This window comes from Paenibacillus sp. PsM32, from assembly GCF_030433815.1.
In the GTDB taxonomy this organism is placed as follows: domain Bacteria; phylum Bacillota; class Bacilli; order Paenibacillales; family Paenibacillaceae; genus Saccharibacillus; species Saccharibacillus kyungheensis.
Window position 1 is genome coordinate 241,604 of sequence record NZ_JARUWY010000006.1, and the last position, 25,302, is coordinate 266,905.

Annotated in this window: 22 protein-coding genes; 13 read left to right on the forward strand and 9 right to left on the reverse strand. The window is 40.5% G+C overall.

Going from position 1 to position 25,302, the window contains the following annotated elements:
- The first annotated feature begins 14 nt into the window (after positions 1–14).
- The 7 genes from QCD85_RS14005 to QCD85_RS14035 all read left to right on the forward strand — a co-directional run bounded on the left by QCD85_RS14005 (position 15) and on the right by QCD85_RS14035 (position 11,612).
- The gene (locus QCD85_RS14005; protein WP_301262992.1) at positions 15–1,721 is read left to right on the forward strand and encodes an FAD-dependent monooxygenase; all 1,707 of its coding nucleotides are present in this window, start codon (positions 15–17) and stop codon (positions 1,719–1,721) included.
- A gap of 141 nt (positions 1,722–1,862) precedes the next feature.
- The gene (locus QCD85_RS14010) at positions 1,863–5,450 is read left to right on the forward strand and encodes a TerB N-terminal domain-containing protein (RefSeq protein WP_301262993.1); all 3,588 of its coding nucleotides are present in this window, start codon (positions 1,863–1,865) and stop codon (positions 5,448–5,450) included.
- Between the two features lie 7 nt (positions 5,451–5,457).
- Complete coding sequence (locus QCD85_RS14015; RefSeq protein WP_301262994.1) at positions 5,458–6,873, forward strand: ATP-binding protein; 1,416 nt, start codon at positions 5,458–5,460, stop codon at positions 6,871–6,873.
- Positions 6,870–9,077: a DEAD/DEAH box helicase gene (locus QCD85_RS14020; protein WP_274171173.1), complete on the forward strand. Its 2,208-nt coding sequence runs from the start codon at positions 6,870–6,872 to the stop codon at positions 9,075–9,077. The genes QCD85_RS14015 and QCD85_RS14020 overlap by 4 nt, the downstream gene beginning before the upstream one ends.
- A 205-nt stretch (positions 9,078–9,282) precedes the next feature.
- Entirely contained in the window at positions 9,283–10,392 is a 1,110-nt protein-coding gene (locus QCD85_RS14025) for an FAD-dependent monooxygenase (RefSeq protein ID WP_273614584.1), read from the forward strand.
- A 73-nt stretch (positions 10,393–10,465) separates the two neighbouring features.
- The gene (locus QCD85_RS14030) at positions 10,466–11,212 is read left to right on the forward strand and encodes a GTP cyclohydrolase II (RefSeq protein WP_273614585.1); all 747 of its coding nucleotides are present in this window, start codon (positions 10,466–10,468) and stop codon (positions 11,210–11,212) included.
- Positions 11,213–11,423: 211 nt separating this feature from the next.
- Positions 11,424–11,612 (forward strand): aspartyl-phosphate phosphatase Spo0E family protein, encoded by a 189-nt coding sequence (locus tag QCD85_RS14035; protein ID WP_273614586.1) that lies wholly within the window; start codon positions 11,424–11,426, stop codon positions 11,610–11,612.
- A 146-nt stretch (positions 11,613–11,758) separates the two neighbouring features.
- Here QCD85_RS14035 and QCD85_RS14040 read toward each other — a convergent pair whose 3' ends face one another.
- From QCD85_RS14040 to QCD85_RS14050, 3 genes are all read right to left on the reverse strand, one after another.
- Positions 11,759–12,589 (reverse strand): aldo/keto reductase, encoded by an 831-nt coding sequence (locus QCD85_RS14040; protein ID WP_301262995.1) that lies wholly within the window; start codon positions 12,587–12,589, stop codon positions 11,759–11,761.
- A gap of 77 nt (positions 12,590–12,666) precedes the next feature.
- Entirely contained in the window at positions 12,667–13,902 is a 1,236-nt protein-coding gene (locus tag QCD85_RS14045; protein WP_274171171.1) for a CynX/NimT family MFS transporter, read from the reverse strand.
- A 66-nt stretch (positions 13,903–13,968) separates the two neighbouring features.
- Positions 13,969–14,652, reverse strand: a complete 684-nt coding sequence (locus QCD85_RS14050) for a FadR/GntR family transcriptional regulator (RefSeq protein ID WP_273616216.1) — start codon at positions 14,650–14,652, stop codon at positions 13,969–13,971.
- Between the two features lie 263 nt (positions 14,653–14,915).
- Between QCD85_RS14050 and QCD85_RS14055 the strand changes: the two genes are divergently transcribed.
- The 3 genes from QCD85_RS14055 (at position 14,916) to QCD85_RS14065 (ending at position 18,950) form a co-directional block, all read left to right on the forward strand.
- Positions 14,916–15,986, forward strand: a complete 1,071-nt coding sequence (locus tag QCD85_RS14055) for a GGDEF domain-containing protein (RefSeq protein ID WP_301262996.1) — start codon at positions 14,916–14,918, stop codon at positions 15,984–15,986.
- Positions 15,987–16,146: 160 nt separating this feature from the next.
- On the forward strand, positions 16,147–17,151 hold the full coding sequence (locus QCD85_RS14060) for a GGDEF domain-containing protein (RefSeq protein ID WP_301262997.1): 1,005 nt from the start codon (positions 16,147–16,149) through the stop codon (positions 17,149–17,151).
- Between the two features lie 236 nt (positions 17,152–17,387).
- Positions 17,388–18,950, forward strand: coding sequence for a DUF6359 domain-containing protein (locus tag QCD85_RS14065; protein ID WP_301262998.1), 1,563 nt, complete (start codon positions 17,388–17,390; stop codon positions 18,948–18,950).
- Positions 18,951–19,061: 111 nt separating this feature from the next.
- Here QCD85_RS14065 and QCD85_RS14070 read toward each other — a convergent pair whose 3' ends face one another.
- The 4 genes from QCD85_RS14070 to QCD85_RS14085 are packed head-to-tail and all read right to left on the reverse strand — an operon-like array spanning position 19,062 to position 21,568.
- Positions 19,062–19,466 carry a DUF350 domain-containing protein gene (locus QCD85_RS14070; protein ID WP_273614592.1) on the reverse strand — a complete coding sequence of 135 codons (405 nt, stop codon included), beginning with the start codon at positions 19,464–19,466 and terminating at the stop codon, positions 19,062–19,064.
- Between the two features lie 41 nt (positions 19,467–19,507).
- The gene (locus QCD85_RS14075) at positions 19,508–20,851 is read right to left on the reverse strand and encodes a glutathionylspermidine synthase family protein (RefSeq protein WP_301262999.1); all 1,344 of its coding nucleotides are present in this window, start codon (positions 20,849–20,851) and stop codon (positions 19,508–19,510) included.
- Between the two features lie 4 nt (positions 20,852–20,855).
- Positions 20,856–21,089 carry a hypothetical protein gene (locus tag QCD85_RS14080; protein WP_301263000.1) on the reverse strand — a complete coding sequence of 78 codons (234 nt, stop codon included), beginning with the start codon at positions 21,087–21,089 and terminating at the stop codon, positions 20,856–20,858.
- Positions 21,086–21,568, reverse strand: a complete 483-nt coding sequence (locus tag QCD85_RS14085; RefSeq protein ID WP_301263001.1) for a hypothetical protein — start codon at positions 21,566–21,568, stop codon at positions 21,086–21,088. Before QCD85_RS14085 ends, QCD85_RS14080 begins: the two co-directional genes overlap by 4 nt.
- Positions 21,569–21,908: 340 nt before the next feature.
- Between QCD85_RS14085 and QCD85_RS14090 the strand changes: the two genes are divergently transcribed.
- Both QCD85_RS14090 and QCD85_RS14095 read left to right on the forward strand, forming a co-directional pair.
- A complete protein-coding gene (locus tag QCD85_RS14090) occupies positions 21,909–23,153 on the forward strand; it encodes a hypothetical protein (RefSeq protein ID WP_301263002.1) in 1,245 nt (414 codons plus the stop codon).
- The gene (locus QCD85_RS14095; protein ID WP_301263003.1) at positions 23,153–23,662 is read left to right on the forward strand and encodes a GrpB family protein; all 510 of its coding nucleotides are present in this window, start codon (positions 23,153–23,155) and stop codon (positions 23,660–23,662) included. Before QCD85_RS14090 ends, QCD85_RS14095 begins: the two co-directional genes overlap by 1 nt.
- A gap of 61 nt (positions 23,663–23,723) precedes the next feature.
- Here QCD85_RS14095 and QCD85_RS14100 read toward each other — a convergent pair whose 3' ends face one another.
- A complete protein-coding gene (locus QCD85_RS14100; RefSeq protein WP_273614598.1) occupies positions 23,724–24,296 on the reverse strand; it encodes a thymidine kinase in 573 nt (190 codons plus the stop codon).
- A gap of 139 nt (positions 24,297–24,435) precedes the next feature.
- On the reverse strand, positions 24,436–24,789 hold the full coding sequence (locus QCD85_RS14105; protein WP_273614599.1) for an Hpt domain-containing protein: 354 nt from the start codon (positions 24,787–24,789) through the stop codon (positions 24,436–24,438).
- A 46-nt stretch (positions 24,790–24,835) separates the two neighbouring features.
- Here QCD85_RS14105 and QCD85_RS14110 point away from each other — a divergent pair, with 46 nt between their 5' ends.
- Entirely contained in the window at positions 24,836–25,219 is a 384-nt protein-coding gene (locus QCD85_RS14110; RefSeq protein ID WP_204826426.1) for a response regulator, read from the forward strand.
- Positions 25,220–25,302 lie beyond the last annotated feature (83 nt).

A 25,302-nucleotide genomic window follows, 5' to 3' on the forward strand; every position in this document is an offset into this window, starting at 1 on the left:
AAGGAAAGGTAGATATGGTTATCAACGCTGATATTCATCGGAATACTTCTGATTTTGATGTGTTGATTGTAGGCGCAGGCCCCACAGGACTTACGCTAGCAATTGAACTAGCAAGACGCGGTATATCGTATCGAATTATTGACAAGGCGCCGCATCCTTCCAAATATTCCAAAGCATTAGGTGTGATGGCACGTACATTAGAATTATTACATCAAGCAGAGGTAGCAGATACATTAATAGCTCAAGGGCATCAAGTCACAGGGATGCAAGCATCTAGCTATAACAAAGTATTAGCACAGGTAAACTTTACTTCATTAATTCAGAGCCCTTATCCCTACGTACTGATGGTTCCGCAAAATATCACCGAACAAGTATTGATTGATCGCTTAACATCACTCGGAGGTACTGTAGAGCGACAGGTTCAATTAACTGCTCTGCAACAGCTAGATCAGCCTCAGCAATATGTACAGGCAATTATTCAGCATACAGACAAATCTGCTCAGTCTGAAGAAAAGATATTGGCACGCTGGGTAGTCGGTTGCGATGGAGCTCATAGTACTGTGCGTCATCTCAGTGATATTGCTTTTGAAGGCGAAGTACTAGCTCAATCGTTTGCTCTAGCTGATGTACAGATCGATTGGAAGCAAGATCATAATAAGCTGTATGTCTATCTAAATAAAGGCTATCTGACAGCTCTTTTCCCGATGCTGAATCATCGACACCGGGTTATTATTGGTATGCCACCGGATCATGCTGTAACCTCTTCTGCTTCCGATCAATCTATTGAATTAGCAGATATTCAAGCGGTATTGGATATTTGTCTGCCGATCAAAGTCACTATTTCAGATCCGATCTGGTTAGCGAAATTTGCTGTACATCAACGGAAAGTGAAATTTTACCGTACAGGTCGCATTTTTCTAGCAGGAGATGCTGCTCATATTCATTCACCTATCGGCGGACAAGGAATGAATACAGGGATTCAAGATGCATTTAATCTAGGTTGGAAATTAGCACTAGTCTGTCAGGGGTATGCTTCCGATACTATACTGGATAGCTATCATGCTGAACGTGAACCGATTGGACGACAATTGCTACGTGGAACCTCTCTTTTTACCCGGTTAGCGACAACCCGATATTCTGTACCGATTGCGATTCGCAATACAGTCGCTCCATTACTATCTTCTCGTAAAGTAATCCAAAAGCGATTGTTCAGTCTAATCTCCGAAACAGGATTATCTTATCCCCACAGCCCTATTGTGCAACAAGGCAAAGGCTGGCAACGACCAATGTTGCATGCAGGAGAGCGAGCACCTGATGGAGGATACGGACAATCCTCTCGCCATACACTACTTTTATTTACAGGAGAACATCCTGTAGTCGCAAGCCCGAAGCCACCCACACTTGAAGATGAGATCGAAGAGCCAGATCACCGTTCATTGCTGACTCAAGTAGCTGTAAAATGGAAAGATATTATCAATATCCATATTTTATTACCGGATCAACCATTAATGACTCCTTTACCACTACCAACACATATTCATATCGATCCAGACAATAATCTGCATCAACAATATGGAATGGGCAAAGGTGGCTATGTGCTGATTCGTCCAGATGGATATATCAGTTATATTGGCAGTTTAACTGATGAAATGGACTTGATAGGCTGGGTACATCGTTCTTTTCAGATACCGGCTAGACCTTCCTCACCTATTCAATTGTAGAAAATCTGTAGAAAATAAAAAGAAATAAACGAAAATATGTTCGTAACCTATACCATTCTTCGGTCTGCTTCATGTATAATGGGATATTATGTTTACCAAACGGATGATCAATATTATTAAAGGAAAGGCAAGGAGTCTATTATGCATTCACCATCGCCACTATCCTATACAGACAGAACCTATACGGCATTATTAAGCTTCGAAGAAGATCGAGGCTTTTTCCTGCATATTTCGCGCGCCGATGGAGTCGTTGAAGAGGAACAAGCTGAGGAAGTACAGCAGATGGTTATGGGTAAAACGCTTCGTAATGCTGAACATAGATGGCAACACTCCTCTTACGGTCATAGCGAATGTCTGCTCAAACCGGAAGAAGCACACAAATTATATACACGATTGACCAGATTAGTACCGGGCACATTAGAGTTATTTGATGGTACACCGATTGAAGCAAGTTACGATGGTAGCGCTGAAGCTGTTCTTTCTGGCGGGAGTGAACCTGCTACGACTATCGCTATCTCTACATCTTCAGAATCAAGCTATACTGTAGATGATCTGGATCATTATCTTGAAGATGTTCCTGATGAAGAAATCGTCTATGGTATCGATCCTGCCTATGCACAAGATCAGTCTTTTCAAGTTGCTGAAGAATATATTCCTTATGCTGCTCCAGAAGAATTTACAGATAGTATTCATATGGATGCCAAATGGGTGCTTGAAGGCAGACGAGACGAGAAAAATGGTGTCGGACAAGTTACAGCTGTACCGATGATCGAGATCAGTGGGATTCGCTATCCTGCTGTAGAATTATCACGTCGTCTGGGTGCATCTGGAACGTATGTTGGATTACATGAGCATGGCCAGATCGAAGCAGATGTATTACGCGAATTAGGGTTAGGGCCTATGGGTAGAATGGCTGACGGTACATCACTTGATAAAAATAGTAAATTAACATCGCAAGAAATTATTCAGCGTGGTTCTGAACGACTCAGCGGCCCGTGGGAACAATTGCTGATTCCAGATTTGGCTTTGCCGGGTACAGAACGTGATCTGGCGCAACATTTTGATTTTCTAACACATTGGGGAATTTCTGGCGGGATTTTAGGCGGAGTGATGAAGCATAGTGAATCGCTACAGCATTTTCTGGAAGCTTATATTCGCAAATTTCCAGCATGTAAGATTGCGATTATTGGTAAAAAGCCTTTACTGACAGCATTGCAAAAGCTATGGCAACCGACACTCGAATCATACTGGCAAGAAGCATCTGAATTATCGAGCAAAACAAGCTCAACCAAAAACAAATCGACATTACCATTGATGGCTGTACCTGCTAGTCTATTGACTGGAAGAACAGCGCTGTTGCCAGGTGGAGTCGATATTGCGATTTATTTAGAACCTGATGAATTAACAGATAGTGTAACGAGCAAAGTATACAAAGCTATGAATAAGTTAACTACTCGCTTACGGTTGGCGATCTATGCAGAAGGTCAACATTTGGATGAACCTCATATGCGAACAGCTCAGACCAGTCTGCTCAAATTATTTCATTCGGTTGTACGTGAATATGCGATTGTTGATCCCGACCATCCATTAACCGAATTACCACCTGCTTTTCCGATGGTGGTCAAGCGTGCACTTCAATCGGGATTACCACAAGTAAGTGAGCGCAAAGGTGGATTTGCTGAATTTGAATGGGGAACAGAAGAACGGGGATTGCGGATTCCTGAACGTCCTGCTGACCTTTCTATTCCTACAATGGACACCACTGTAGACGAAGATTGGAAAAAAGATCATATTATCTATGACCATCAAGGCTGGTTACAGTCTTTTCAATATAAAAAAGAAGATAGTCCTTCTGTTACTTTGCCACCTGAATCTACAGCAGATCCACAATCTGCAAGCGAGAGAGAACAGGACGACATCAGTGGCTATGAAATGGATCTTAATCAACCACCTACTTACAAAGTAGTTCATTCTACTGGAAAAAGTACTTCTATTCCGGTCAATACTGCTTCGATGTCTGCATGGAAGATTCCGCCTATAGATGTTACAGAACATGAAAGCATTTATTCGCAGGATCAAACGAAAGGTGATATCGCAGAAGTCGATTCGTTGGTAGATCATCGTGTTGCTCATGATAATCATGCACAAGAGATCGTGCTAGATAGCGAACTTGCACCACGCTATGTATCGTATGAGGATTCATCGAAGTATGGTTCATCAGAGACCGATGAAGAATTGCGCTCTCAATCGTCAATTCAGACCGCAGAGCATGTTTTTGCGAAGCGTGCACATGAAATGATAGAACACCGGGAAGAAGAAGCTGAATTTGTTCCATTTATGAGTTATTGGCCAACTTATGAGAGTATGACATGGCGACAGAAAAAGTGGTATTTCTACTGGCGTCAAGAAGTACGTGAAGGTCGCTATCCAGCAACAGATTTATCTTATATTTTCTTAATGTGTTACGAAATTATCAATGGCGCAGGATGGACAGAACCGTTAGAAGGGCATCAATATCTAATGAATCTATGGCGTCAATATCGCAAAAAGTTTATCAAATTAGATCGATATATTCCGCAGTGGGTACTTGATTTTGGACAAGTTCATGATCTGCATGAACCGCTGAGTGAATTTATGATTGAAGCATCTGATCATTTGCCTACTGAATTAGCTGATCTGGAATGGGAACGTATCTGGTCAGCCCAACCAGCACAGATTCCTTTTGCACTGGTTCATCAATTACTTGATTATGATATGCAACGTAGCCGATTTTATGTGGAAAAAGGTAGCGAATGGATACAAGAATATGTGCCTAAAGTGTTGGCGGCGGTCGATGCTTTTCTAGATAAACAACAAGGAGCAAGGTTGATCCAGATTTTCCGTCCACCTGTATACCGTGAGACTGAACGTTATTTGTTCCGCAGTGCTGTCTATGATGCTACAATCTACGGGCGCACTGTTACTGTTAGACGATTGCCGTTATGTGAACATAAGCCACTACGAGAATTTTTGACAGGTATTATTAAATTAACAGAAAATGAATTTCGTCGTCATCTGGAATTTAGCGGTCGACTTCGTATCAATCCACCGGTTGAACCAGAGATCGCTCGCTTGATCGAACGGTATATCAAGCGTATATTTACAGTGCCAGAAGAATTACCTGCACCAAGACAAGTGCAGATTGATACATCGGTACTTGAACAATTACAAGCGGATTCTAATGTGGTACGTGATATGTTGACTTTGCGTGAAGAACAGAAGATTAGCAATGAAGAAGAATGGACAACATGGATCGCTGAACATGCATTAGCTGTAGATGCTGACCCACCATTGGTAGAAGAAGAGTCAGGGATAGACACACAACAAGATACCCTCCAATCAGTAGACGATGGAGAGCAGACCTTACCAGCTCAATCATCTCTTCCTCAGGATCAACCTACAGAAGAGATGAGGGTGAGCATTGCTCCGTTGCCTGCTGAACTGGATAACGAATGGCAAGAGTGGATTGATGGCTTACAGACGCATCATATTCAATTTTTGGGCGCATTGTTAGATGCAGCGGATGATTCAGTATTGCGTGATATCGCTAGTAAAGGTGGCACAATGCCAGCACTGCTAGTCGATGAAATTAATGATCTGGCGATGGATACAATCGGTGACCTTTTGCTTGAAGAAGGTACGATTATGGAAGAATATAGAACAGTGCTTGATGCAATCATCATGAGGTGAAAAGAAAATGAATGAAGTTAAAATTCCCAAACGGATCACCACTGCATTAGTGAACTCTTTTGCGGCAGGAGTTGTTCCCCGTATCGGTCTGGAACATGTAGCGGTTGGTCGTAAATATGAAGTAGAATCTATTTTGCGTGAACTGGATAATGTAGCTGATGGCGGAGCGGCTTTCAAATTAATCACAGGTCGATACGGTAGTGGTAAAAGCTTTTTACTACAAATGATCCGTAATTATGCAATGGATCGCGGATTTGTGGTCGCAGATGCCGATCTATCTCCTGAACGCCGTCTTACTGGTTCCAAAGGTCAGGGACTTGGCACATATCGTGAATTAATGACCAATCTATCGACTCGTACCCGTCCAGACGGTGGAGCGCTTGAATCGATGTTACAGAAATGGATATCGACCCTTCAACAACAAGTGATGGAAGAGAATAATGTATCTGCAGACGATCCATCTATAGGGATTGAAGTGCAACGCCGTATTCATTCAGTAACGTCTGAAATGGAAGGCTGGGTGCATGGATTTGATTTTGCCAAAGTGTTATCGGCGTACTGGCAAGGGATTCGCTTGGGTGAAGACACGCTCAAACAATCGGCACTACGCTGGTTGCGTGGCGAATATCCGACCCGTACCGAAGCTAGACGTGAATTAAATGTAGGTGTGATTATTGATGATGACGGTTGGTATGATTATATGAAATTATGGGCAGAATTTGCTGCTCGTATCGGTTATCAAGGATTGCTATTATTTGTCGATGAAGGTGTTAATTTATACAAAATTTCTAATAGTGTATCCCGTCAAAGTAATTATGAAAAGCTGTTAACGATCTTTAACGATACGATGCAAGGTAAAGCAGGGCATCTGGGTGTATTTATCGGTGGCACACCGCAGTTTGTCGAAGACCCGCGTCGTGGATTATATAGCTATGAAGCTTTACGTTCCCGTTTATCTGAAAGTCGGTTCGGTAGCAGTGGAACCAAAAACTTTGCAGGACCTGTGATTCGACTAGAAATGTTATCGCATGAAGAAATATTATTAATGCTACAAAAGTTACGTGATATTCATAGTCAGCATCACAAATATGGATCGACATTAGAGCAACATCAACTGGTCGCTTTTATGCAAATTGCTGTCTCACGCATGGGGGCAGAAGAATTGCTGACTCCGCGTGAAGTGGTACGTGATTTTGTTGATTTGCTTAATACGCTTCATTTTAATGAAGAATTATCGTTTGATGAATTGTTAGGGCAGTTAGCGACAGCGCCGACCAATCCGCATGGCGGTGGATATGCTGCTGATCCTGATGCATTGCCTAACTCAGCATCCAGTCAGCGTACACCAGCTGGAGGATCAGCTTCACCTACACCTGCGCCTAAAGATGAAGTCGATGATTTTTTGGCGGAGTTTGATCTATGAGTAGAAATCATCCATTTTATCGGTTGGCTCCATTTATTCAGGAATATATGTATCGTAGTGGTTGGAAAGAAATGCGTGAAGCACAGGTAGAAGCTTGTCGGGTGCTTTTGGATACATCCCATCATTTACTGATTGCGTCCGGTACAGCTTCTGGTAAAACAGAAGCTGCTTTTTTTCCAGCATTAACCGCATTACATGAGCATCCGTCCAAATCGGTCGGCATTTTATATATAGGGCCTCTCAAAGCATTGATCAATGATCAATTTGAACGGCTTAAAGGGGTTTTGCGTGATTCGGATATTCCGGTCTGGCACTGGCATGGCGATGTTCCTCAATCACAGAAAACCAAATTAATGAAAAACCCTTCTGGCATTTTACAAATTACACCGGAGTCACTGGAAGGATTGTTGATGAACCGTCCCAATTCGATTCCAGCGCTATTCGGTGATCTTCGTTATATTGTAGTCGATGAAGTGCATGCTTTTATGGGAGCCGATCGGGGAATTCAAGTACTCTCACAATTGTCCCGTATTGAGCGTATGGGTGGCTGTCGTCCACAACGAATCGGATTATCTGCGACCCTAAGCGATTACGAAAGTGCGACCCAGTGGTTAGCCGCAGGTACAGGTCAACCGGTTGAGATTGTATCACCGGAAGGCAATCGTAAATTGCGTTTGAGTATTGAACACTTTTCATTTCCCAATGCTCGAAATGAAGAACAAGCTCAACAATTAGAATATGCGCAACAAGCGTATCATAACTTTATCTATGACCAGACCCATCATAAAAAAGCACTGATCTTCACCAATAGTCGCTCAGATGCGGAGTATATGACGCTCGAAATGAGAGCTGTTGCTGCTAAGCGTCAAGAACCGGATATTTTTCATGTACATCATGGCAGTATCTCGGCATTGTTACGAGAAGAAGCCGAAGCAGCTCTACGTGAAGGGTACGGCCCTGCTGTAGCGGCGGCGACACTGACACTTGAACTGGGCATCGATCTGGGTGAATTAGAGCGTGTTATTCAATTAGGTGCGCCTTATTCATGCTCTAGCTTTGTTCAGCGATTAGGACGTTCAGGGCGACGTGAAGGGTCTGTATCAGAAATGATCTTTGTCTGTCCGGAAGAAGAAGATGAAGAAGCGCAATTACCTGCACGTATGCCCTGGATTATGTTACGAGCGATTGCAGTCATTGAATTGTATGTGAAGCAGAAATGGGTAGAGCCTTTCAGTGCACGCAAATTGCCTGTCGGCATTCTGTATCACCAGACGATGAGTATACTCAAAAGTATGGGCGAAGCAGAGCCTGCTGAATTGGCGCGTGCTATTTTAACATTACCGCCTTTTCGCCATTTTAGTGCAGAGCAATACCAATCGTTTCTTCAATACTTATTGCAATTGGATCATCTTCAATATACCGAAGAAGGCACATTAATTATCGGGTTAGCCGGAGAAAAAATCGTCAACAATTTCCGCTTCTATGCCGTATTCAAAGACGATGAAGAACATGCTGTCTATAATGGATCTGAAGAAATCGGTTCGATTACGACTGTTCCACCACCGGGCTATTGCTTTTCACTGGCAGGCAAGCTCTGGAAAGTCGAAGAGATCGACAGTCGCCATCGGGCAGTCTATGTCAAATCTTCGAAAGGGAAAGTGGATACGCTCTGGCTTGGTGCAGGTGGTGATATCGATACCATGATTATGCAGAAGATTCGCGAAATTTTAGCATCCAATGATCATTATCCTTATCTAGCCCCTCAAGCCAAAACTCGATTAGAACGAGCACGCCGATTAGCAAGAGAAACCGATTTGCTCAAAAAGATCGTGTTACCTGCTGGCGGAGATTCCTGTTTTGTTTTACCATGGGTCGGTAGCAAGTCATTCCGTACATTGGAACGATTGCTCAAGCATAATCTATCCGAGCGTCTAGGGCTACGAGCAGTAACACCGCTAGAGCCTTACTATTTTGTCGTATCCGGTCAAGCAGATGCTGCTGAGATCGAAGCTGAGATTATCGCAGAATGTGAACGGATCGAGAATCCTGAGCAATTACTGGCAGAAGAAGAAGCTCCTTATATGGGCAAATACGATGAATTTATTCAACCGTTGCTGGTACGGCAAGCATTTGCTACAGATGGATTAGATATCGAAGGTTTAAAAAGTGGATTAAATTCCCAGAAACCTCAAATTAATTTGTAATGTTCAACCGATAAAGAAGCTAGGGCATGCGTCGCTCTAGCTTTTTTCATATCGTAAAATGTATAGGTGATCGAGTATGATAAGCAAAAGTTGACAATGATTATTCTCTTAAATATAATTAACTTATTAAAAGTAACTAATAAATATTATTATTGAAGCTGTGATAAATAAAGCTACTGAAAAGCAAGGTAAGGAGAAGTACACAATGGAAAAAGTGGCAGATGTATGTATTGTTGGCGCAGGTCCTGGTGGTGCATTGTTAGGTTATTTGCTGGCTACACAAGGGATATCCGTCATACTGTTAGAACGGCATAACCATATTGATAAAGAGTTCCGTGGTGAACATTTAAATACACAGGGTGAGCAGATTCTGAAGCAATACGGGCTTTATGAAAAAGTGCGTGAAGCAGGGCTGTTGCTTATGGAACGTGTAGAATATTTTCAACATGGTCAAATCATCAAAACGATTCAACCTGCACCTGGAGAACAACATACAGGGATTCATGTTCCTCAAAAACATCTGTTACAGGTTCTGTTAGACCAATCTTCTGTATACCCTAACTACGAATTAATGATGAATACCACTGTTATTGATCTGATCAAAGACGAGCAGTATGGTAATGTTAACGGTGTTAAAGTACGACATGATGGACAAGAATTAGTGATCCATAGTGATATCGTTATAGGTACCGATGGACGCTATTCTTCTGTACGTAAGCTTGCCGGGATTCATGCAGATATCGTAAAACACGGATTCGATCTATTATGGGCACGTATTCCTGCACCTGAACAATGGCCGCCTACAGTACGTATGGCACTGGCACAAGATGCGCAATTGTCGCTGTTCAGCCAAGAAGGCGGTTATATCCAAATCGGTTGGAATATTCCGCAGGATACGTATCCTCAACTACGCAAAACACCGTTTCAACCATTTGTGCGTTCATTGACAGAAGCTTTTCCTGAATTACAATCTATCGTAGAACAGCATATCGTATCGTGGGAAGATTTTGTATTACTCAAAGTACAAAGCTGTGTCTGCGATACATGGGTACAAGATGGACTGGTGATTATGGGCGATGCTGCTCATACCTTTAGCCCGACCGGAGCGATTGGTGTGAACAGTGCGATGCAAGATGCTCATATTTTAACACCGATTATTATAGATGCACTGGCTACACGCAATTGGAGTGCTAACCGGTTAAAAGAATTCGAACAAGCTCGTCGTGCGGAGACTAGAGCTGAACTGGATAGTCAATTTGTCAAAGAAGCTGCTTTTCGTGCGCAATTTGCATCTTTCCAGCATGAAGGCATATAATCCATATCATTCAATACAACGTATCTTACAATAATATCTATGATCCAACATACGGACTTTGGAGGTAATAACCATGATTAATCCTAAAATTACAGCTGCTTTGCAAGATCATATTAAGATTGTACCAAGCGCTGATAAATCTATATATTTGGTCGGCCCGATTCGTTTACCTGTCAATTTGGATAATGAAACAGTTGTATTCCAGTGGTATTGCTGGTTGCGCTGTGACAGTATGCCAGGTAATCTCTGTGGCGAAGGTGAATATGATCAAGCAGCAATTATTGAAATGTTATCTTCCTCTAATTTAGCAGAAGCGCAACAGTCCAGTGTATTGGTGTATGGTGATTTCAAAGAATCTCCTGACGCTTTGATTCGTATGCATAGCATTTGCCATACAGGGGATATCTTTGGCAGCAAACGGTGCGATTGTGGATTCCAATTGAAGCAGTCGATGAAAATGATTGCCGCTCATGGATCAGGTGCTTTATTTTATCTAGCTAATCACGAAGGTCGCGGTATCGGTCTGTTCAGTAAAGCAATGGCTTATGTATTGCAAGAACAAGGATTAGACACAGTAGAAGCGAATTTGGAACTTGGCTTTGAAGATGATATGCGTAATTATGATGATGCTATTGCAGTTCTGAATCATTTACGTACATTGCCTGTGACATTGATTACTAACAATCCTCGCAAATTAGAAGCATTGCAACGCTCTGGTGCTGAAGTGAAAGAACGTGTGCCGTTATGGGGAGACATTTCAGAATTTAATGAAAAATATTTAAAAACAAAAGTAGCTCGTTCAGGACATTTCGGTTCATAAGGCAATCTGGTGACAATCGTTCACTTTATAATCTAAAGTACGTGTAAATCTGATATGGTAGAATTAGGAATCGTTTGGTAAAATTCTTAGAAAGTACTCTATTTGCATCTAGTACTATAATAGTGAAGACCATGATTGTAGAAGATTCAGAGAAAAGAATGGTTTTCACTATCACGCTTTATATAAGATACCGCGGTAGGAGGTGAGTTTCTTGGAACATCTAAAAAAGATTGAGGAATCGATAGAACTAGAGCGCCGGGAACTTAATGAAATGGTGCAGTTTTACGACCTTCACGATCGCCGCGTATTGGACCAGTCTAGAAGAGTAGATTCCATACTTAATCAATACAACCATCTCAAGCAAGCTTTACTAGGCACTCGTAGTTCAATTGTAGGTTGATCACTTATACTGAAAAAGTCATTTAAGTAGTAAGTAGCTACTTCGCTCTTCTTATGCTTCCGGCACTCGTCGGAAGCTTTTTTGTATCAAAAAAAAGCTTGAATGTACCGCTGTAATAGCAGTACATTCAAGCTTTTATCAGTGATTTAGAAATCAAAGTTGTCTGGATCTGGACCGGTACGCTCGTTTTTGTTCAGCGCACTGATACGATCAATTTCTTCGACAGTCAATTTGAAATCAAAGATTTCAGCATTAGACGCAATCCGTTTTTCTTTAACAGAACGCGTAATCACGACTACACCTTTATCCAGTACCCAGCGCAAGATAACTTGAGCAGGCTCTTTACCGTATTTATCAGCGATCTCTTTGATCACTTCGTTATCAAATAATTTACCGCGTGCGAGTGGAGACCATGCTTCCAATTGGATTCCTTTTTCTTCACTATATGCAAGCAATTCAGATTGCGTTAATAGCGGGTGGAATTCAACTTGATTGACCGCAGGAACCACTTCAGCATCTGCTAACAAATCATCCAAATGATGAGTTTGGAAATTACTTACGCCGATCGCACGAATACGTCCGTCTTTGTATAGTTTTTCCATAGCACGCCAAGTGTCTTTATATTTACCTGCAACAGGCCAGTGAATCAAATATAGATCCAATACGTCTAGATCTAATTTTTTCATCGTTTGTTCAAAAGCAGCAAGGGTAGATTCATAACCTTGATCTTTATTCCATACTTTAGAAGTAATAAATAGTTCATCACGAGCAATCCCTGATTCTTTGATTGCTTTGCCGACGCTTTCTTCATTACCGTAAGCAGCAGCTGTATCTATTGCACGATAACCGCTTTTAAGTGCAGCTTTTACCGAATCAATTGCTTCATTACCATCTTCAACCTGCCATACACCTAGACCAAACCAGGGCATATTTACACCATTGTTCAACTTCTTCACTGAAATTAAATCAGTAGTCATTATTTAGCTCCTCCTTTAAATCTGATCTCTTATTAAACATACCCGAATTTGAGGATAATCACACAGGTTATGCTTAATTAGCTGGCAGAAGCCGGTTTTTCTTCAGGATGGATAAAGCCTTTACCGCCTGCCATCATTCCGGTATACAAAATAATAAAGGTAGCAATGACCAGCAGACTGAGCGGTAATTTCCAGTTGCCAGTGATATCATGCAATATCCCGAAAAGCGTTGGGCCACAAGCCGCAAGCAAGTAACCGATAGATTGGGACATACCGGATAGATCAGCCGCTTGGGTAGCCGTATGTGTGCGTAGACTAAAGAACATCATAGATAGACTGAATGAAGAAGCACCTGCAATCCCTAGCAAAATCAAACAAATAGCCGTCCACCATAAGTGCCCATCAACAAAAATAATACCAAGCAGTGAAATCAAGTACAGCATGACTGTAAATAAAACAAGAGGACGCTGTGTTTTGAGCTTCGCGGCTAGAATAGGAATAATAAAGTTAAATGGCAACATCGAAAATTGCATTAAAGATAACATATATCCAGATTGGATATTGGTCAGCCCTTGTTCTTGCAAAATATCAGGTAACCAAGCGATAGATACATAGAATATCATCGATTGCATACCCATAAAGATCGTGATTTTCCATGCCAAAGGCGAACGCCATACACTGCGAGTAGCATGAGCGGTATGTTTTAGCAATTTGGCGGGTTGATTATAACGTTGTTGCGGAATCCATAAGATCAAAGCGACCATTGCAAGCATAGTCCAGATCAAGATCGAACCTTTCCAACCGAGCCCTGCATTGGCTAAAGGCAAGCTAACCGCAGAAGCAGTAGCGGCAAATACATTCATACAGATTGAATAGATACTGGTCATAATACCGACACGAAAAGGAAATTCACGTTTGATCATTCCAGGCAAAATAACATTGACGATTGCAATCGCAAGACCGGTCAAAAAGGTACCGATTAAGAGCATAGTTAATCCACCAAATGGACGTAACCAGCCACCAAGAGTTAATACCATCAGCGATACGATAATAATGCGTTCCATTCCGTATTTGCCTGCCATTTTTGCGACAAAAGGAGATAAAATCGCAAAAGCGACTAACGGGATCGTTGTTAAAAATCCAGCCATTGCATTAGATACAGGGAAGTCCTGTCGGATAAGATCCAACAATGGACTAATAGCTGTAATTGGACTACGCATATTAAGAGCTGTTAACAAAATACAAATCAATAAAAAAAGCGGATTACGCAGGGATAACCCTGATTCCGCAGTCTCCAACGAATGACGATTCATTTCTATAGTCCTTTCTACAACGCCTGGTAATTCATAAGCGTTGACCTTTCTAATATGCGCTTGATACTACGAAGAGTGATCTAGCGACTGAAGTCGATCTGTAAAATAAGTAATATAATCATCAACGATCAACATCGCTTGTTCACTATGTTGTTCACGAATCGCTTGAATTAAATTACGATGCCCTGTGCAATAAGAATCATTGAGCACAGTAGTACTGGTAATCGACATTTGAATTTGTTCAAAAAGATGAGCATACAGATCGATCAGCAATTGATTATATGAAGCCGCAGTAATAGCTTGATGTAGCTTAAAGTCTGCTTCTACAAATTGTGGAATCTCTCCAGCATCCATATGTTGCTGACACAAATTAGCATAATGATCCATTTGTTGTAGATCATCATCGGTTCGTCTGCGGCAAGCTAGAGCTACAGCTTCTCGGTCTAGAGCATGACGTACTTCTAGAATTTCAACAACAGTGGAGTGCTGTACCCGCTTTTGCAATACCGAATGAAGTTCACTATTTGCTATTACAAAGGTTCCATCGCCTTGTCTTGTTGATAATAGACCGACATGTACAAGCGCACGAATCGCTTCTCGCAACGTATTGCGACTAACGCCAAATTGCTCCATCAGTTCAGCTTCTTTGGGAATTCGTGTTCCGATCGCCCAACTATTATTTTTGATTCGTTGTTCAATCTGAGCATAGACTTGATCTACCAACGACTGCTTTTCCAATTTATTAAAAATAATGTTCACTCCTAAAGGTAGGATGATTGGTCTATTGGACATTTTATCGAAAACCTTTTAGATTGTAAAGTAAAAAAAGACAAATTTGAAGTGATTTTCATGTCAGATTGTCTTATGCTTAACAAAAGTAAAAAAGACAGTAACTTAATTGAATGGGCAATCTTAGTTTGAATAGAGCTGAATACAGCGATCAAGCCTTTTGCTCTCAAGAATAGATAACCTATTGATCAATCGTGATTTAGAGTAAAAGGGGTACTGTATTTATGATCATAAAAGACTTGTTTATTAATTTTTGTATCATTTCTACTTTTTTATTTTTTGGTAATGCTCTTTTTCGCAATGTGCGTAGTAATCCACGTATCAGTCCATTTGCGTTTAAGATGTTAACAGGGGTTTTTCTAGGGGTATTTGGTATCGTCCAAATGCAGTTCACATTCAAATTAGATAATGGAACATTGCTTGATCTGAGACAAATTCCTATTATTGTAGCTACTGTATTAAGCGGTGGCATGGCTGGCATTATTACGACTATTCTGATTTCAATAGCTCGCTTATGGTTTTCTGCTTCGATTACTGGTGTTTCTTTTCTAGGAATAGCTAATGCCTGTATTACATTTGTAATTGCCTATTTCGTATTTCGAACTAAGCCTTCTTTTCGTTACAAATGGTTTATGACTGCACTGTTATCGACATTGAATTCATTGCTTATTTTTCTGTTATGGACTGGCTTTTCAAAAAAGACGACACTGATTTTATTTATTGTGGTGCTCTTTTCGTCGTTTATATTTACTTATTTGCTGATCGAACGGTTACGACGATATAACAAGATTTATGATGCGATGAGTAAAGAAGTTCAATTTGATTTTTTGACAGGGTTATACAACTATCGTGGATTTACATATAAATACAATCAATTAAGTCAGCAAAAGAAAATTCCTTTTTCATTACTATTGTTAGATATCGATTATTTCAAAGTGATTAATGATCAATACGGTCATTCTGCTGGTGATGCGGTGCTGGCTCAATTTGCTGAAGTGCTATGTAGCAGTGTGCGCTCATTTGATTATTGTTTTCGCAAAGGTGGAGAAGAATTCGCAATTATTCTTGAACATGTAGAAGAGCATGCAGAAGCGATCAGATGGGCAGAGACGATCCGCCAAAATATCCAAGAGCACAAGTTTGTGATTCCTGACGGCAGAACGGTATCAATGACAGTGTCGCTTGGAATAGGGTTTTATCCTTTATATGCTGATGACGAGTTGTTAGAAAAAACCGATCGTGCTTTGTATGAAGCTAAAAAAGGCGGAAGAAATCAGTTTTGTATTGCACACTAAAATAATAAATTTAGCCTATTTAATAAATTCTTCAGACTGACGATGTATATAGATATACTTATTATTTCCGTAGTCAGAGGGACGTGAACAAATGTTGTTCAAAGATTTATTTATGAATTTTTGTATTTTAGCTACATTTTCTTTTTTTGGAAGTATGTTATTGAATTATTTGAATGCTCATTTCAAAACAAGTACGTATATAAAGCGCCAATGGATCGGATTATTTTTTGGTTTGTTAGGAGCTACACTAATGCAATTTACATTTCCAGTAGGAGATAATGTACTACTGGATTTGCGCCAGATATCGATCGTTCTGTCGATTAGTATGGGTGGCAGTATAGCAGGAATTATTACAACGATTATTATTATGATTACCAGAATTATATTAAGTCCGACGATTGGATTAAGTGCAATATTGGGCTTGGCCAATGCGGCAACTCTCTGTATCGCAGCTTCATGGATTTTTTCACGTAAAATTAGTTTTTATAGAAAATGGTTATACTCAGGAATTGCTTTGACGATTATTGCTATGATCTCGCTCAGTATTGTATTAGGCAAAAATGAAATTGATAAAGTGTTTGTATTTATTATCGTGGAATCCGCAGCGACTTTATTTATTTTTATGCTTACTCGATCTTTACGAAAAAATAATGAATTATTTGAAAAAGTAAGCAAAGAAGCTCAATTCGACTTTTTGACAGGCTTATATAATCCAAGAGCATTTGAGCACAAGTTCGAGCAATTACAACATCAAGAAACAGATATGGCACATTCTTTGCTATTTATCGATATCGATCATTTCAAAAAAGTAAATGATGAATACGGTCATCCGGCAGGAGATGCAGTGCTATTTCAGTTGGCTAACGTGATTCAACAAAGTATTCGCAGTACAGATTATGGAGCTCGCAAAGGTGGAGAAGAATTTGCTGTCTGGCTAGAATACTGCCAATTAACTGAAGCCAAAATTATTGCCGAGACGTTACGCACCAATGTGGAAAAGAAAAAGTTTGTACTACCGGATGGTAAAATCATTCATATTACAATCTCGATAGGCATTGGCATGTACCCGGCGTTATTGTGGGATGAATTGTTAGAAAAAACCGATCAAGCGTTATATGAAGCCAAACAGCAAGGACGCAACCGCTCCTGCCTTGCTCAGTTTTGAGCTTTTTAGACCTTTTTAGATCCAGATAATATTTTTATAAGTAAAAAAAATAGAAATACGACCTTAGTATATGGAGGTCGTATTTTTTGCTTTATATACAGCATTCTCTCTTGCTTAATTTACTTTTAATTAAAAATTTACATAAAAGAGGAATTAGATAGACAAAATAGAATTATGATAATAAGAGAATCAGAATAGTCATTCTGTCTCTACCTATTCAAAGGAGGAATTGTTATATGCATAAGGTAGTCACGAAGCGGTTAACAGTAGTGCTTTTAACAGCATTATTGATGTTCATTTCTTTATTGGGTGGGTATCGTCCGGTAGCTGAAGCGGCAACAACATTAACGGTTGCACAAGCGATTCAAGCTCAAAGTGGTGGCTCTACGATTACAGTTAAAGGGATTGTGGTTGGACATGCTTCAGGAGCTTCTACAGGTGATTTTGCAAGCCCGTTTGCTAACGATTTTAACGTGCTAATCGCAGATAGCAGCAGTGAACGTACAACTAGTAAATTAGTAGATGTGCAATTAAGCAGCTCTTTCCGCTCGCAGTTCGGTTTACAGAGCAATCCAAGTCTAATTGGCAAAACGATTGTTGTTACCGGTACAGCTGGTGCATATAACAATTTTGCAGGTGTTAAAAATCCAACGTCTGTGACTTTAGATGGTGGTACAACGACACCTCCTACTGAACCAGGAACAGATACGCCTCTTCCTAATGGAACAGGTAAAAAAGTATTGTTCGATAATACGCATGCTCAAACTGCCGGTGCAGCAGATTGGGTAATCGATGGTGGATTCTCTGACTTTGCCAATGGACTCAAAGCAGACGGATTTACAGTAGATGCGCTTACTCGTCCAATACCGTATACATTTGGAGAGCAAGCGATCACGTATGATAAGCTCAAAGGATACGATGTATTCGTTATCGCTGAGCCTAACGTTCCTTTCAAATCAACAGAACAAGCAGCTATGCTTCAATATGTAAAAGGCGGCGGTAGTATTTTCTTTATTGCCGATCACTATAATGCAGACCGCAACAAAAATCGCTGGGATGGATCAGAAGCAATCAACGGATACCGTCGTGGTGCTTACAGTAACCCGGCAAAAGGAATGAGTGCAGAAGAAGCAGCTTCACCAGCGATGCAAGGTGTGAGTGGTTCCGACTGGTTGGGTACGAACTTTGGTATTCGTTTCCGTTACAACGCTCTAGGTGATGTGAATGCCAATGATATCGTTGCTTCATCACAAGCGTTCGGCATTACAGCTGGTGTAAATTCTGTAGCGATGCATGCAGGATCAACACTTGCTATTCTAGATCCGACCAAAGCAAAAGGTATCGTATATCTACCGTCTTCTGTATCCAAATGGAATAATGCTGTCGATCAAGGCGTATACAATGGCGGTGGACGTGCAGAAGGTCCTTATGCAGCGGTTTCTAAAGTAGGCGCAGGGAAAGCTGCCTTTATCGGTGATTCTTCGCCAGTAGAAGATGCTTCTCCTAAATATTTACGTGAAGAAACAGGCGCTAAAAAGACAACTTATGATGGATACAAAGAAGTCGATGATGCGAAGTTATTGGTACAGACGGTAAGATGGTTGGCTGTTAAAGAAAGCTATACCAGCTTAAATCAAGTATCAGGGTTGACGTTAGATAGCCCAACATCATTGATCTCTATCGAGACACCTGCTACATCTACAGAGCCACAAGCTGAACCTTGGGCAGCTCCAGCAGCAGGTTACAAATGGTATGATCCAACGACATACAAAAACGGTTCTTATGGAGCAGCTTCCTAAAATGTAGTTACGAATAGATGTAGCCTATCATATCAAATAAAAACAGCTTTCTACCTGCCTATAAAGCAGAGAAGAAAGCTGTTTTTATGATTTAACCAGTTTATTGATTCATTACATCACAAATGTTCCAATCACAAATGAAATCCCGATAATCAAAGAACGTAACAATTGAGCAATCGCCATATTGCCTTTTTCAATCTGTTCACAGACTTTGGTACGAGGAGTTACCCAATCAAATACTAGATACACCAGACACAGAATCACAATACCAACGCCTGACCAGATCAATACATCTATCCATGCATCAGAATTAATCGATACCAGCCCAACGATAATACATAATCCTAACATTTTACTACCCATATACATACCCGCCGCTTGATTACCATCTGCAATCTGCTGATTATCGTTGTAGCGTGTCATAAGACTAAAAATATAATACCCTACAAACAGAACAGCAAATAAAATAACTAACCCTATTCCGATATGTAATAAGTCAGTTCCGAAGTTTTTCAACTGTATTTCCTCCTTCAAAATATAAACATATAATCAGTTGTTCAAAAGGATGATGAGGGAACAATTGCCGCCGCACAATAGCAAGCTAGATTGTCTGTCACTTTGCCTCCTATACGAGGGAGCAATCCAGCAAATTGACCACCTATCACAAAAGCCCCTGTTAACAGATAACCATCAAATGTTCCTTCAGAAGTCGTTACAGAGACAGGCTCCATCGGATGCAGTTGCTGATAGATTTTGGGCTGATTTTCATAATAAGCGGCAATCTCATCATCTTCTGTCTGTGGAGTAGAAGTATCACGATAAGTAGACTCAGGTTTATCTAATGAATGCGTGTCCGGTTGTTCGATCAGATGAGTTCCTAATCCTTCACGTCCAAAAAAGCCTTTGACTACATAAGGAATCTGCTGTTGCACAAACACTTGATCTGTAAAATACGTAGGTAACAAATACTGCTGAATCGCTTCACATTCTTCGTCTGTAAATAAAGTAAAGCCTGTATAGTCAGCCATCTGCGCATTGCGTTCGTATAATGACCAGATTGTCGCCATAAATCCTTTGCTCTGGGTCACGATATGTTGCACCGGATTCAGTAGACCAAGCTTACCGTCAGTTACCAGTTGCAATAAGTCTTCACCGACAGGACGTTCTGAATCTGCTTCTCGATCTTCTACCAGATACTCTAACGGGTATAAGCGATACAGAATATAGATACGTTCTTGCCCATAATATAGCCCTTCACCCGGTATAATCTGTAGTTGTTCTAAAGGTACATATGTAGCTTCAATACCAAGTGCTATACACTGTTCCATCATATATAACGTATTCGCACGATCTTCATCATGCCAGTCATAACTGGTAAAATAGATTACTTCGCCTAATCCCTGACCGTTATAATAATTAACCGCTTGCTTGAACATCTTCTGAATACAACTATTCATCAAAGCAGAAGCAGGCTCTAGATCAGAAGCATATCGCAATAATTCCTGTTCCAAAAAAGCCACTTCAGGCACGCCGCTTGGTGTATCTGTATTATTTTCGATACATTTCAGCTCACCTTGAGGGCTAATGATCCAATCTAATCTAGTCAGTCCATCTAACGGAATATCCTGACGGGCACCTTCTAGTAGCGCAGGATGAATTCCTAATTGCTGTAATAAATAATCGTCGGGTAAATGTTGTTGTACAAACCGCAACGTTTTGCGATATAGATGATCTACTTGTTCAGAGCCAATGCGTAGCTGTTCACATTCATGCGCCTGATAAAGAGTGAGCGCTGTTAAGCAGTAAGGCTTCTCATACATCATATGATAAGGAACCCGTTGTTCGATCTCCGGGGTGAATAGTTGTGCTCTTGTATATGGAAGAGCTCGTGTCTGTCGCATCTAATTAACCTCCAGAAAAGAAACCGCTAAAGCCACCACTACCAAATCCACTATGGGAGCTACTTTTTTTCGAATACGATGAGCCACTGTGATACCCACTACTGGTATTACAGTTATATGCATTCCCGTTCTGATCATACTGACAATCGTCATCATAATCATTGCCACAGCCGGAAAGAGTTGCAGGAACAGCGAGCATTAATGAGAAAGCAATCATTTTGGTACGATTATTTATCATTCATTCACCTCATTTAAAAAAATCATCACTTTCTGACGATCTGCATCCAGTACGGTATACAAAATATCATACGTAATATCTTGCTGTACCAAATAGTGATCCAATAAGCGAAGAGCCAGATGAATGGGTGACACGTACGAATCGATTGCATCACGACGTTGAAATTGTGTGCCATCCCAGAGCCAATATTCAGGAGCAAGTCCATTCGGATAATCTTTCTGCCCGCTGATCGTCGTGGCTAGACTACGCTGATAAGTCGCCGGTAATTCTTCTGCAAATGGACGTACATAAATCGTATGCTTTTCATGATCTATAGATTCATGAGACACATGAACCCATATACGATGATTAAGTTTTACTGCATCCACTAGCTTATGTACAAATAATTCTTCTTGCGACAGTGAATGAATCTGATACACTTCGCCAACTTCCATCTGCTTGGTCTCTGACCATTCTATATATCGCAGAGGATAATACATACTGTTCACTCCCTTTTGAATAATACATCGATAGACTATTCCTTTTTACGTCGTAATTTGTAAAAAGATGCACATTTTCCAGTATACCGATTTCTTTGTAAATAGGAACAAATATTTCATAAGATATTCGCTATAGTTTGCAAAATCAAAAATATGAATAACAAATTCGCAAACCGCAAAGAGTTGCTTGTATAATGAGCCTAACAACGTTTGTTAATAAGGCAGAGAAGAGCATAATCGCCTTATTTTCTTGGAACAACGTCTGCCACTTTTGTACAGATACAAGGAGGTATGACTTATTACAGATATAGTATCGAGAAGCACACGAAAGCAAAAACCTATGTATATTACACCGTTAACCGAATGGATCGCATTGTTGATATTATTGGCGATAGGGCTATGGATACGTGTATGGCTAGGAAGTCATTATGCAGGATTTATGAGCGATCAGAATTTGTTTGTCCAGTGGATGAATGAGATACGGCAGTATGGGCTGGGAACGGTCTATATCCATGATACCAATATTAATTATCCGCCCTTATTTTTACTTATTATGCAAGGCTATGCCGAACTTGTACATGGATTCGGAATTACGATACAAGCAGGTCAATTGTCTTTTAAATGGTTGCTGATCCTACTTGATCTATGTGCATGTATAATCGTCTTTTGCTGGTCGCGTAACATCAGATCCACACCTACACGCTGGTTATTATTCAGTTTATTTGTATTCAATCCAGCCTTGATCGTCAACAGTTCGATCTGGGGACAAGTTGATATATTAAATGGAATCCTGATGGCAGGTGCGCTACTGACTGTTGTCGCTTTTCCTCTGGTAGCAGGTTTACTATTTGCGATCGCTTTATTTACCAAATTACAAGCGATTGTGATTGCACCTGTGTTCGGATTTTATGTATTAAAATGTATATGGCAACGTCAGATAAAGCCTCTTATTCATATGGTAGTAGGGGCAATCATTCCTGTAGTGGTAGTCGCTATTTATTTTGCCTCGTATGGTGGATTACAAGCGATGTTCAAAGGTGCTTATATCAGCGCTGTAGGCTTATACACTCAAGTCACCTTGAATGCGTTAAATATCTGGTTTTATGTGATTGGAACTGTTCCTACCATGAACGATACAGAGAAGCTCTGGAACATGATTTCACTGCGTAATTTGGGATTTATATTATTGTTGATCGCTGTGATCTATACAGGGATCTATCTTTGGAAATGTCGCGCACTTCATACAGCCGTTTTGCTCAAAGCTGCTGCATGGATTTCATTTGCCTTTTTTATGTTACCGACCGAAATTCACGAGCGCTACAGTATTCCTGCGCTGATTCTACTGTTACTTGTCGCTATGATAGACCGGAAATGGATTGCAATCGCCTGCGTATTGAGTGTAACGATTACGTATAATCTATGGGGCGTGCTAACAAGCAACCTTCCGCGTATACCAGGCATGATCGTAGTATGGATTCATCTCTTCATTTTGCTGTGGATGGGCTGGTTAATGTATCGGGAAATGCGGGAAAATAGTAAAAACCATTTACGCAGAAGCACCATACATGCAGAGGAGGCTAGATGATGGATGTACGATTGAGTGATTTTCGTGAAGAATGGGCAGTACAGTTTGCAGAAGAAGCTGAGTTGCTTAGAGATATATTTACAGATCAAATCATAGAGATACATCACTTTGGAAGTACATCGGTTCCTTTTTTAAAAGCAAAACCGGTGATTGATATGCTGGTAATCGTTCAGAATATTGAAAAGATGGATGAGTGGAACAATCATATGCGTGATTTGGGATATGATGTAGCAGGTGAATGGGGAATAGCAGGCAGGCGGTTATTCCGAAAAGGTGGCGATCAGCGCACTCACCATATTCATTGTTATGAACAACATAATCCTCATATCCATCGTCATCTTGTTGTACGAGATTATTTACGTTGCCATCCTCAAGAAGTGACTCGATATAGCCAATTTAAAGAAGAACTTGCCCAGAAATTCACTACCACCAACGAGTACAGCCCAGCCAAAAAACAATTTGTCACTCAATTAGAACAGCGTGCTTTGCTCTGGTATGCTTTACAATAATAAATAAAGAACGCCTAGAAACATCATGTCTGTAGGCGTTCTGGAGTTTACAACCACCAATCTATTCAATCGGAGGATTATTGTAGCATTTGCGACACACAGGATAATAACTTTCATTACCACCAATTTGAATCTGTTCTCCTGTATACACAGGTTTTCCATCTTTTACGCGCAGGTTCATAATCGCTTTGCGTTCACAGAACCAGCAAATTGTTTTCATTTCTTCAATTTTATCTGCATACAGTAGCATATACTGACTACCTTCGAATAGATTATTTTGAAAATCGTTTTTGAGACCGAAGCCCATCACAGGAATGCTTAACTCATCCACGATGCGTACCAGTTGCAAAATCGCTTCTTTTTTCATAAATTGACACTCATCAATCAATACACATGAAGGCTTAGGCGCATAATTTTTGACAATACTATAGATGTCTGTATCATCATGAATTGCAATAGCCTGACGACGTACACCAATGCGAGAAGAGACATAGCCAGTCTCATCGCGATTATCTAGGGCAGACGTAAAAATCAGAACATGTTTCTCCTGTTCCTCATAGTTGTGGGCAACTTTTAAAATTTCAATCGATTTCCCACTGTTCATTGCACCGTACTTAAAAAATAACTGTGCCAATAGTCGTAATACCCCTTTCTGTAGATCGTTCTTTCTGTCAGCGTGATCTATTGTAGCAGGAATTAACGAGAGAGACCAATGGAAAATCTAACGAAAAAGCAACAAATGTACGTCATATCTGTACAGCATGGAAGCTACATTACACCTGTGCTGAAGAAGCTTGAGTTAACAATTGATCCAGTGTGATTACCATTTTACGCAAAGTATGGATATCTTCTGCTGTCCATACATGATCTGGTTGGTATAGAATGTAATTAAGAATTTCTTCACAGATGTGATCAATATCTTCATACGACAGTGTAAGGGCTAATCCTTTGATCGCATGAGCATGACGATGAATACAATCGGGTAATGTACGTTGATCTGCGGATAATCGACCGTGATCATAATCTTCAAAGCGATGTTGCAAATCTTGCATTTTGAGAGAAGCATCCGCCAAAAACCGAATTCTAGTTTGTTGGATGATCTGTTGATACCGATCTGCTTTTGACATGGATTTTTCCCTCCCTATTTTTCTGCAAAGGACGTGTAACCGTTTCATGAAAAAAATAGTCATTATTGATGATAGCGCTCCCTTTACATTGTTGATTAAACAATTATTGGAGACAGAAGATGTAATTGTAGAATCGTATGAGGATGCGGCAGATTTTCTGAAAATCCCTTCACGCATTACAGGGTATGATCTGATTATTCTGGATATTCATTTACCGGATGTGGACGGGCTACATGTACTAGAAAGTCTTAAAAACAAACCAGCTACCAAAGATATCCCTGTTTTACTATTGTCAGGTGATTCTCGTTCTGAAATGGTTATTCGTGGCATGCGTATGGGCGCTATTGATTTTATGACAAAACCAATTGATCCGGCACAATTGATCGAGCGAGTACTGGATCATTTAGACAGAGGAATAGAGGGATCATGAATTCGCTTTTACTGGGTACAATTTTAGCACAAATTTTAAGTAAATAAACAGGATGTTTTGTCTGCTTTGGGTATAATGGCTTA

Excerpts from the sequence above, each read along its gene's own strand:
- QCD85_RS14005 (WP_301262992.1), top strand. The coding sequence starts at position 15 with ATGGTTATCAACGCTGATATTCATCGGAATACTTCTGATTTTGATGTG.
- QCD85_RS14010 (WP_301262993.1), top strand. The coding sequence starts at position 1,863 with ATGCATTCACCATCGCCACTATCCTATACAGACAGAACCTATACGGCA.
- QCD85_RS14015 (WP_301262994.1), top strand. The coding sequence starts at position 5,458 with ATGAATGAAGTTAAAATTCCCAAACGGATCACCACTGCATTAGTGAAC.
- QCD85_RS14020 (WP_274171173.1), top strand. The coding sequence starts at position 6,870 with ATGAGTAGAAATCATCCATTTTATCGGTTGGCTCCATTTATTCAGGAA.
- QCD85_RS14025 (WP_273614584.1), top strand. The coding sequence starts at position 9,283 with ATGGAAAAAGTGGCAGATGTATGTATTGTTGGCGCAGGTCCTGGTGGT.
- QCD85_RS14030 (WP_273614585.1), top strand. The coding sequence starts at position 10,466 with ATGATTAATCCTAAAATTACAGCTGCTTTGCAAGATCATATTAAGATT.
- QCD85_RS14040 (WP_301262995.1), bottom strand. The coding sequence starts at position 12,589 with ATGACTACTGATTTAATTTCAGTGAAGAAGTTGAACAATGGTGTAAAT.
- QCD85_RS14045 (WP_274171171.1), bottom strand. The coding sequence starts at position 13,902 with ATGAATCGTCATTCGTTGGAGACTGCGGAATCAGGGTTATCCCTGCGT.
- QCD85_RS14055 (WP_301262996.1), top strand. The coding sequence starts at position 14,916 with ATGATCATAAAAGACTTGTTTATTAATTTTTGTATCATTTCTACTTTT.
- QCD85_RS14065 (WP_301262998.1), top strand. The coding sequence starts at position 17,388 with ATGCATAAGGTAGTCACGAAGCGGTTAACAGTAGTGCTTTTAACAGCA.
- QCD85_RS14075 (WP_301262999.1), bottom strand. The coding sequence starts at position 20,851 with ATGCGACAGACACGAGCTCTTCCATATACAAGAGCACAACTATTCACC.
- QCD85_RS14080 (WP_301263000.1), bottom strand. The coding sequence starts at position 21,089 with ATGATAAATAATCGTACCAAAATGATTGCTTTCTCATTAATGCTCGCT.
- QCD85_RS14085 (WP_301263001.1), bottom strand. The coding sequence starts at position 21,568 with ATGTATTATCCTCTGCGATATATAGAATGGTCAGAGACCAAGCAGATG.
- QCD85_RS14090 (WP_301263002.1), top strand. The coding sequence starts at position 21,909 with ATGTATATTACACCGTTAACCGAATGGATCGCATTGTTGATATTATTG.
- QCD85_RS14095 (WP_301263003.1), top strand. The coding sequence starts at position 23,153 with ATGGATGTACGATTGAGTGATTTTCGTGAAGAATGGGCAGTACAGTTT.
- QCD85_RS14105 (WP_273614599.1), bottom strand. The coding sequence starts at position 24,789 with ATGTCAAAAGCAGATCGGTATCAACAGATCATCCAACAAACTAGAATT.
- QCD85_RS14110 (WP_204826426.1), top strand. The coding sequence starts at position 24,836 with ATGAAAAAAATAGTCATTATTGATGATAGCGCTCCCTTTACATTGTTG.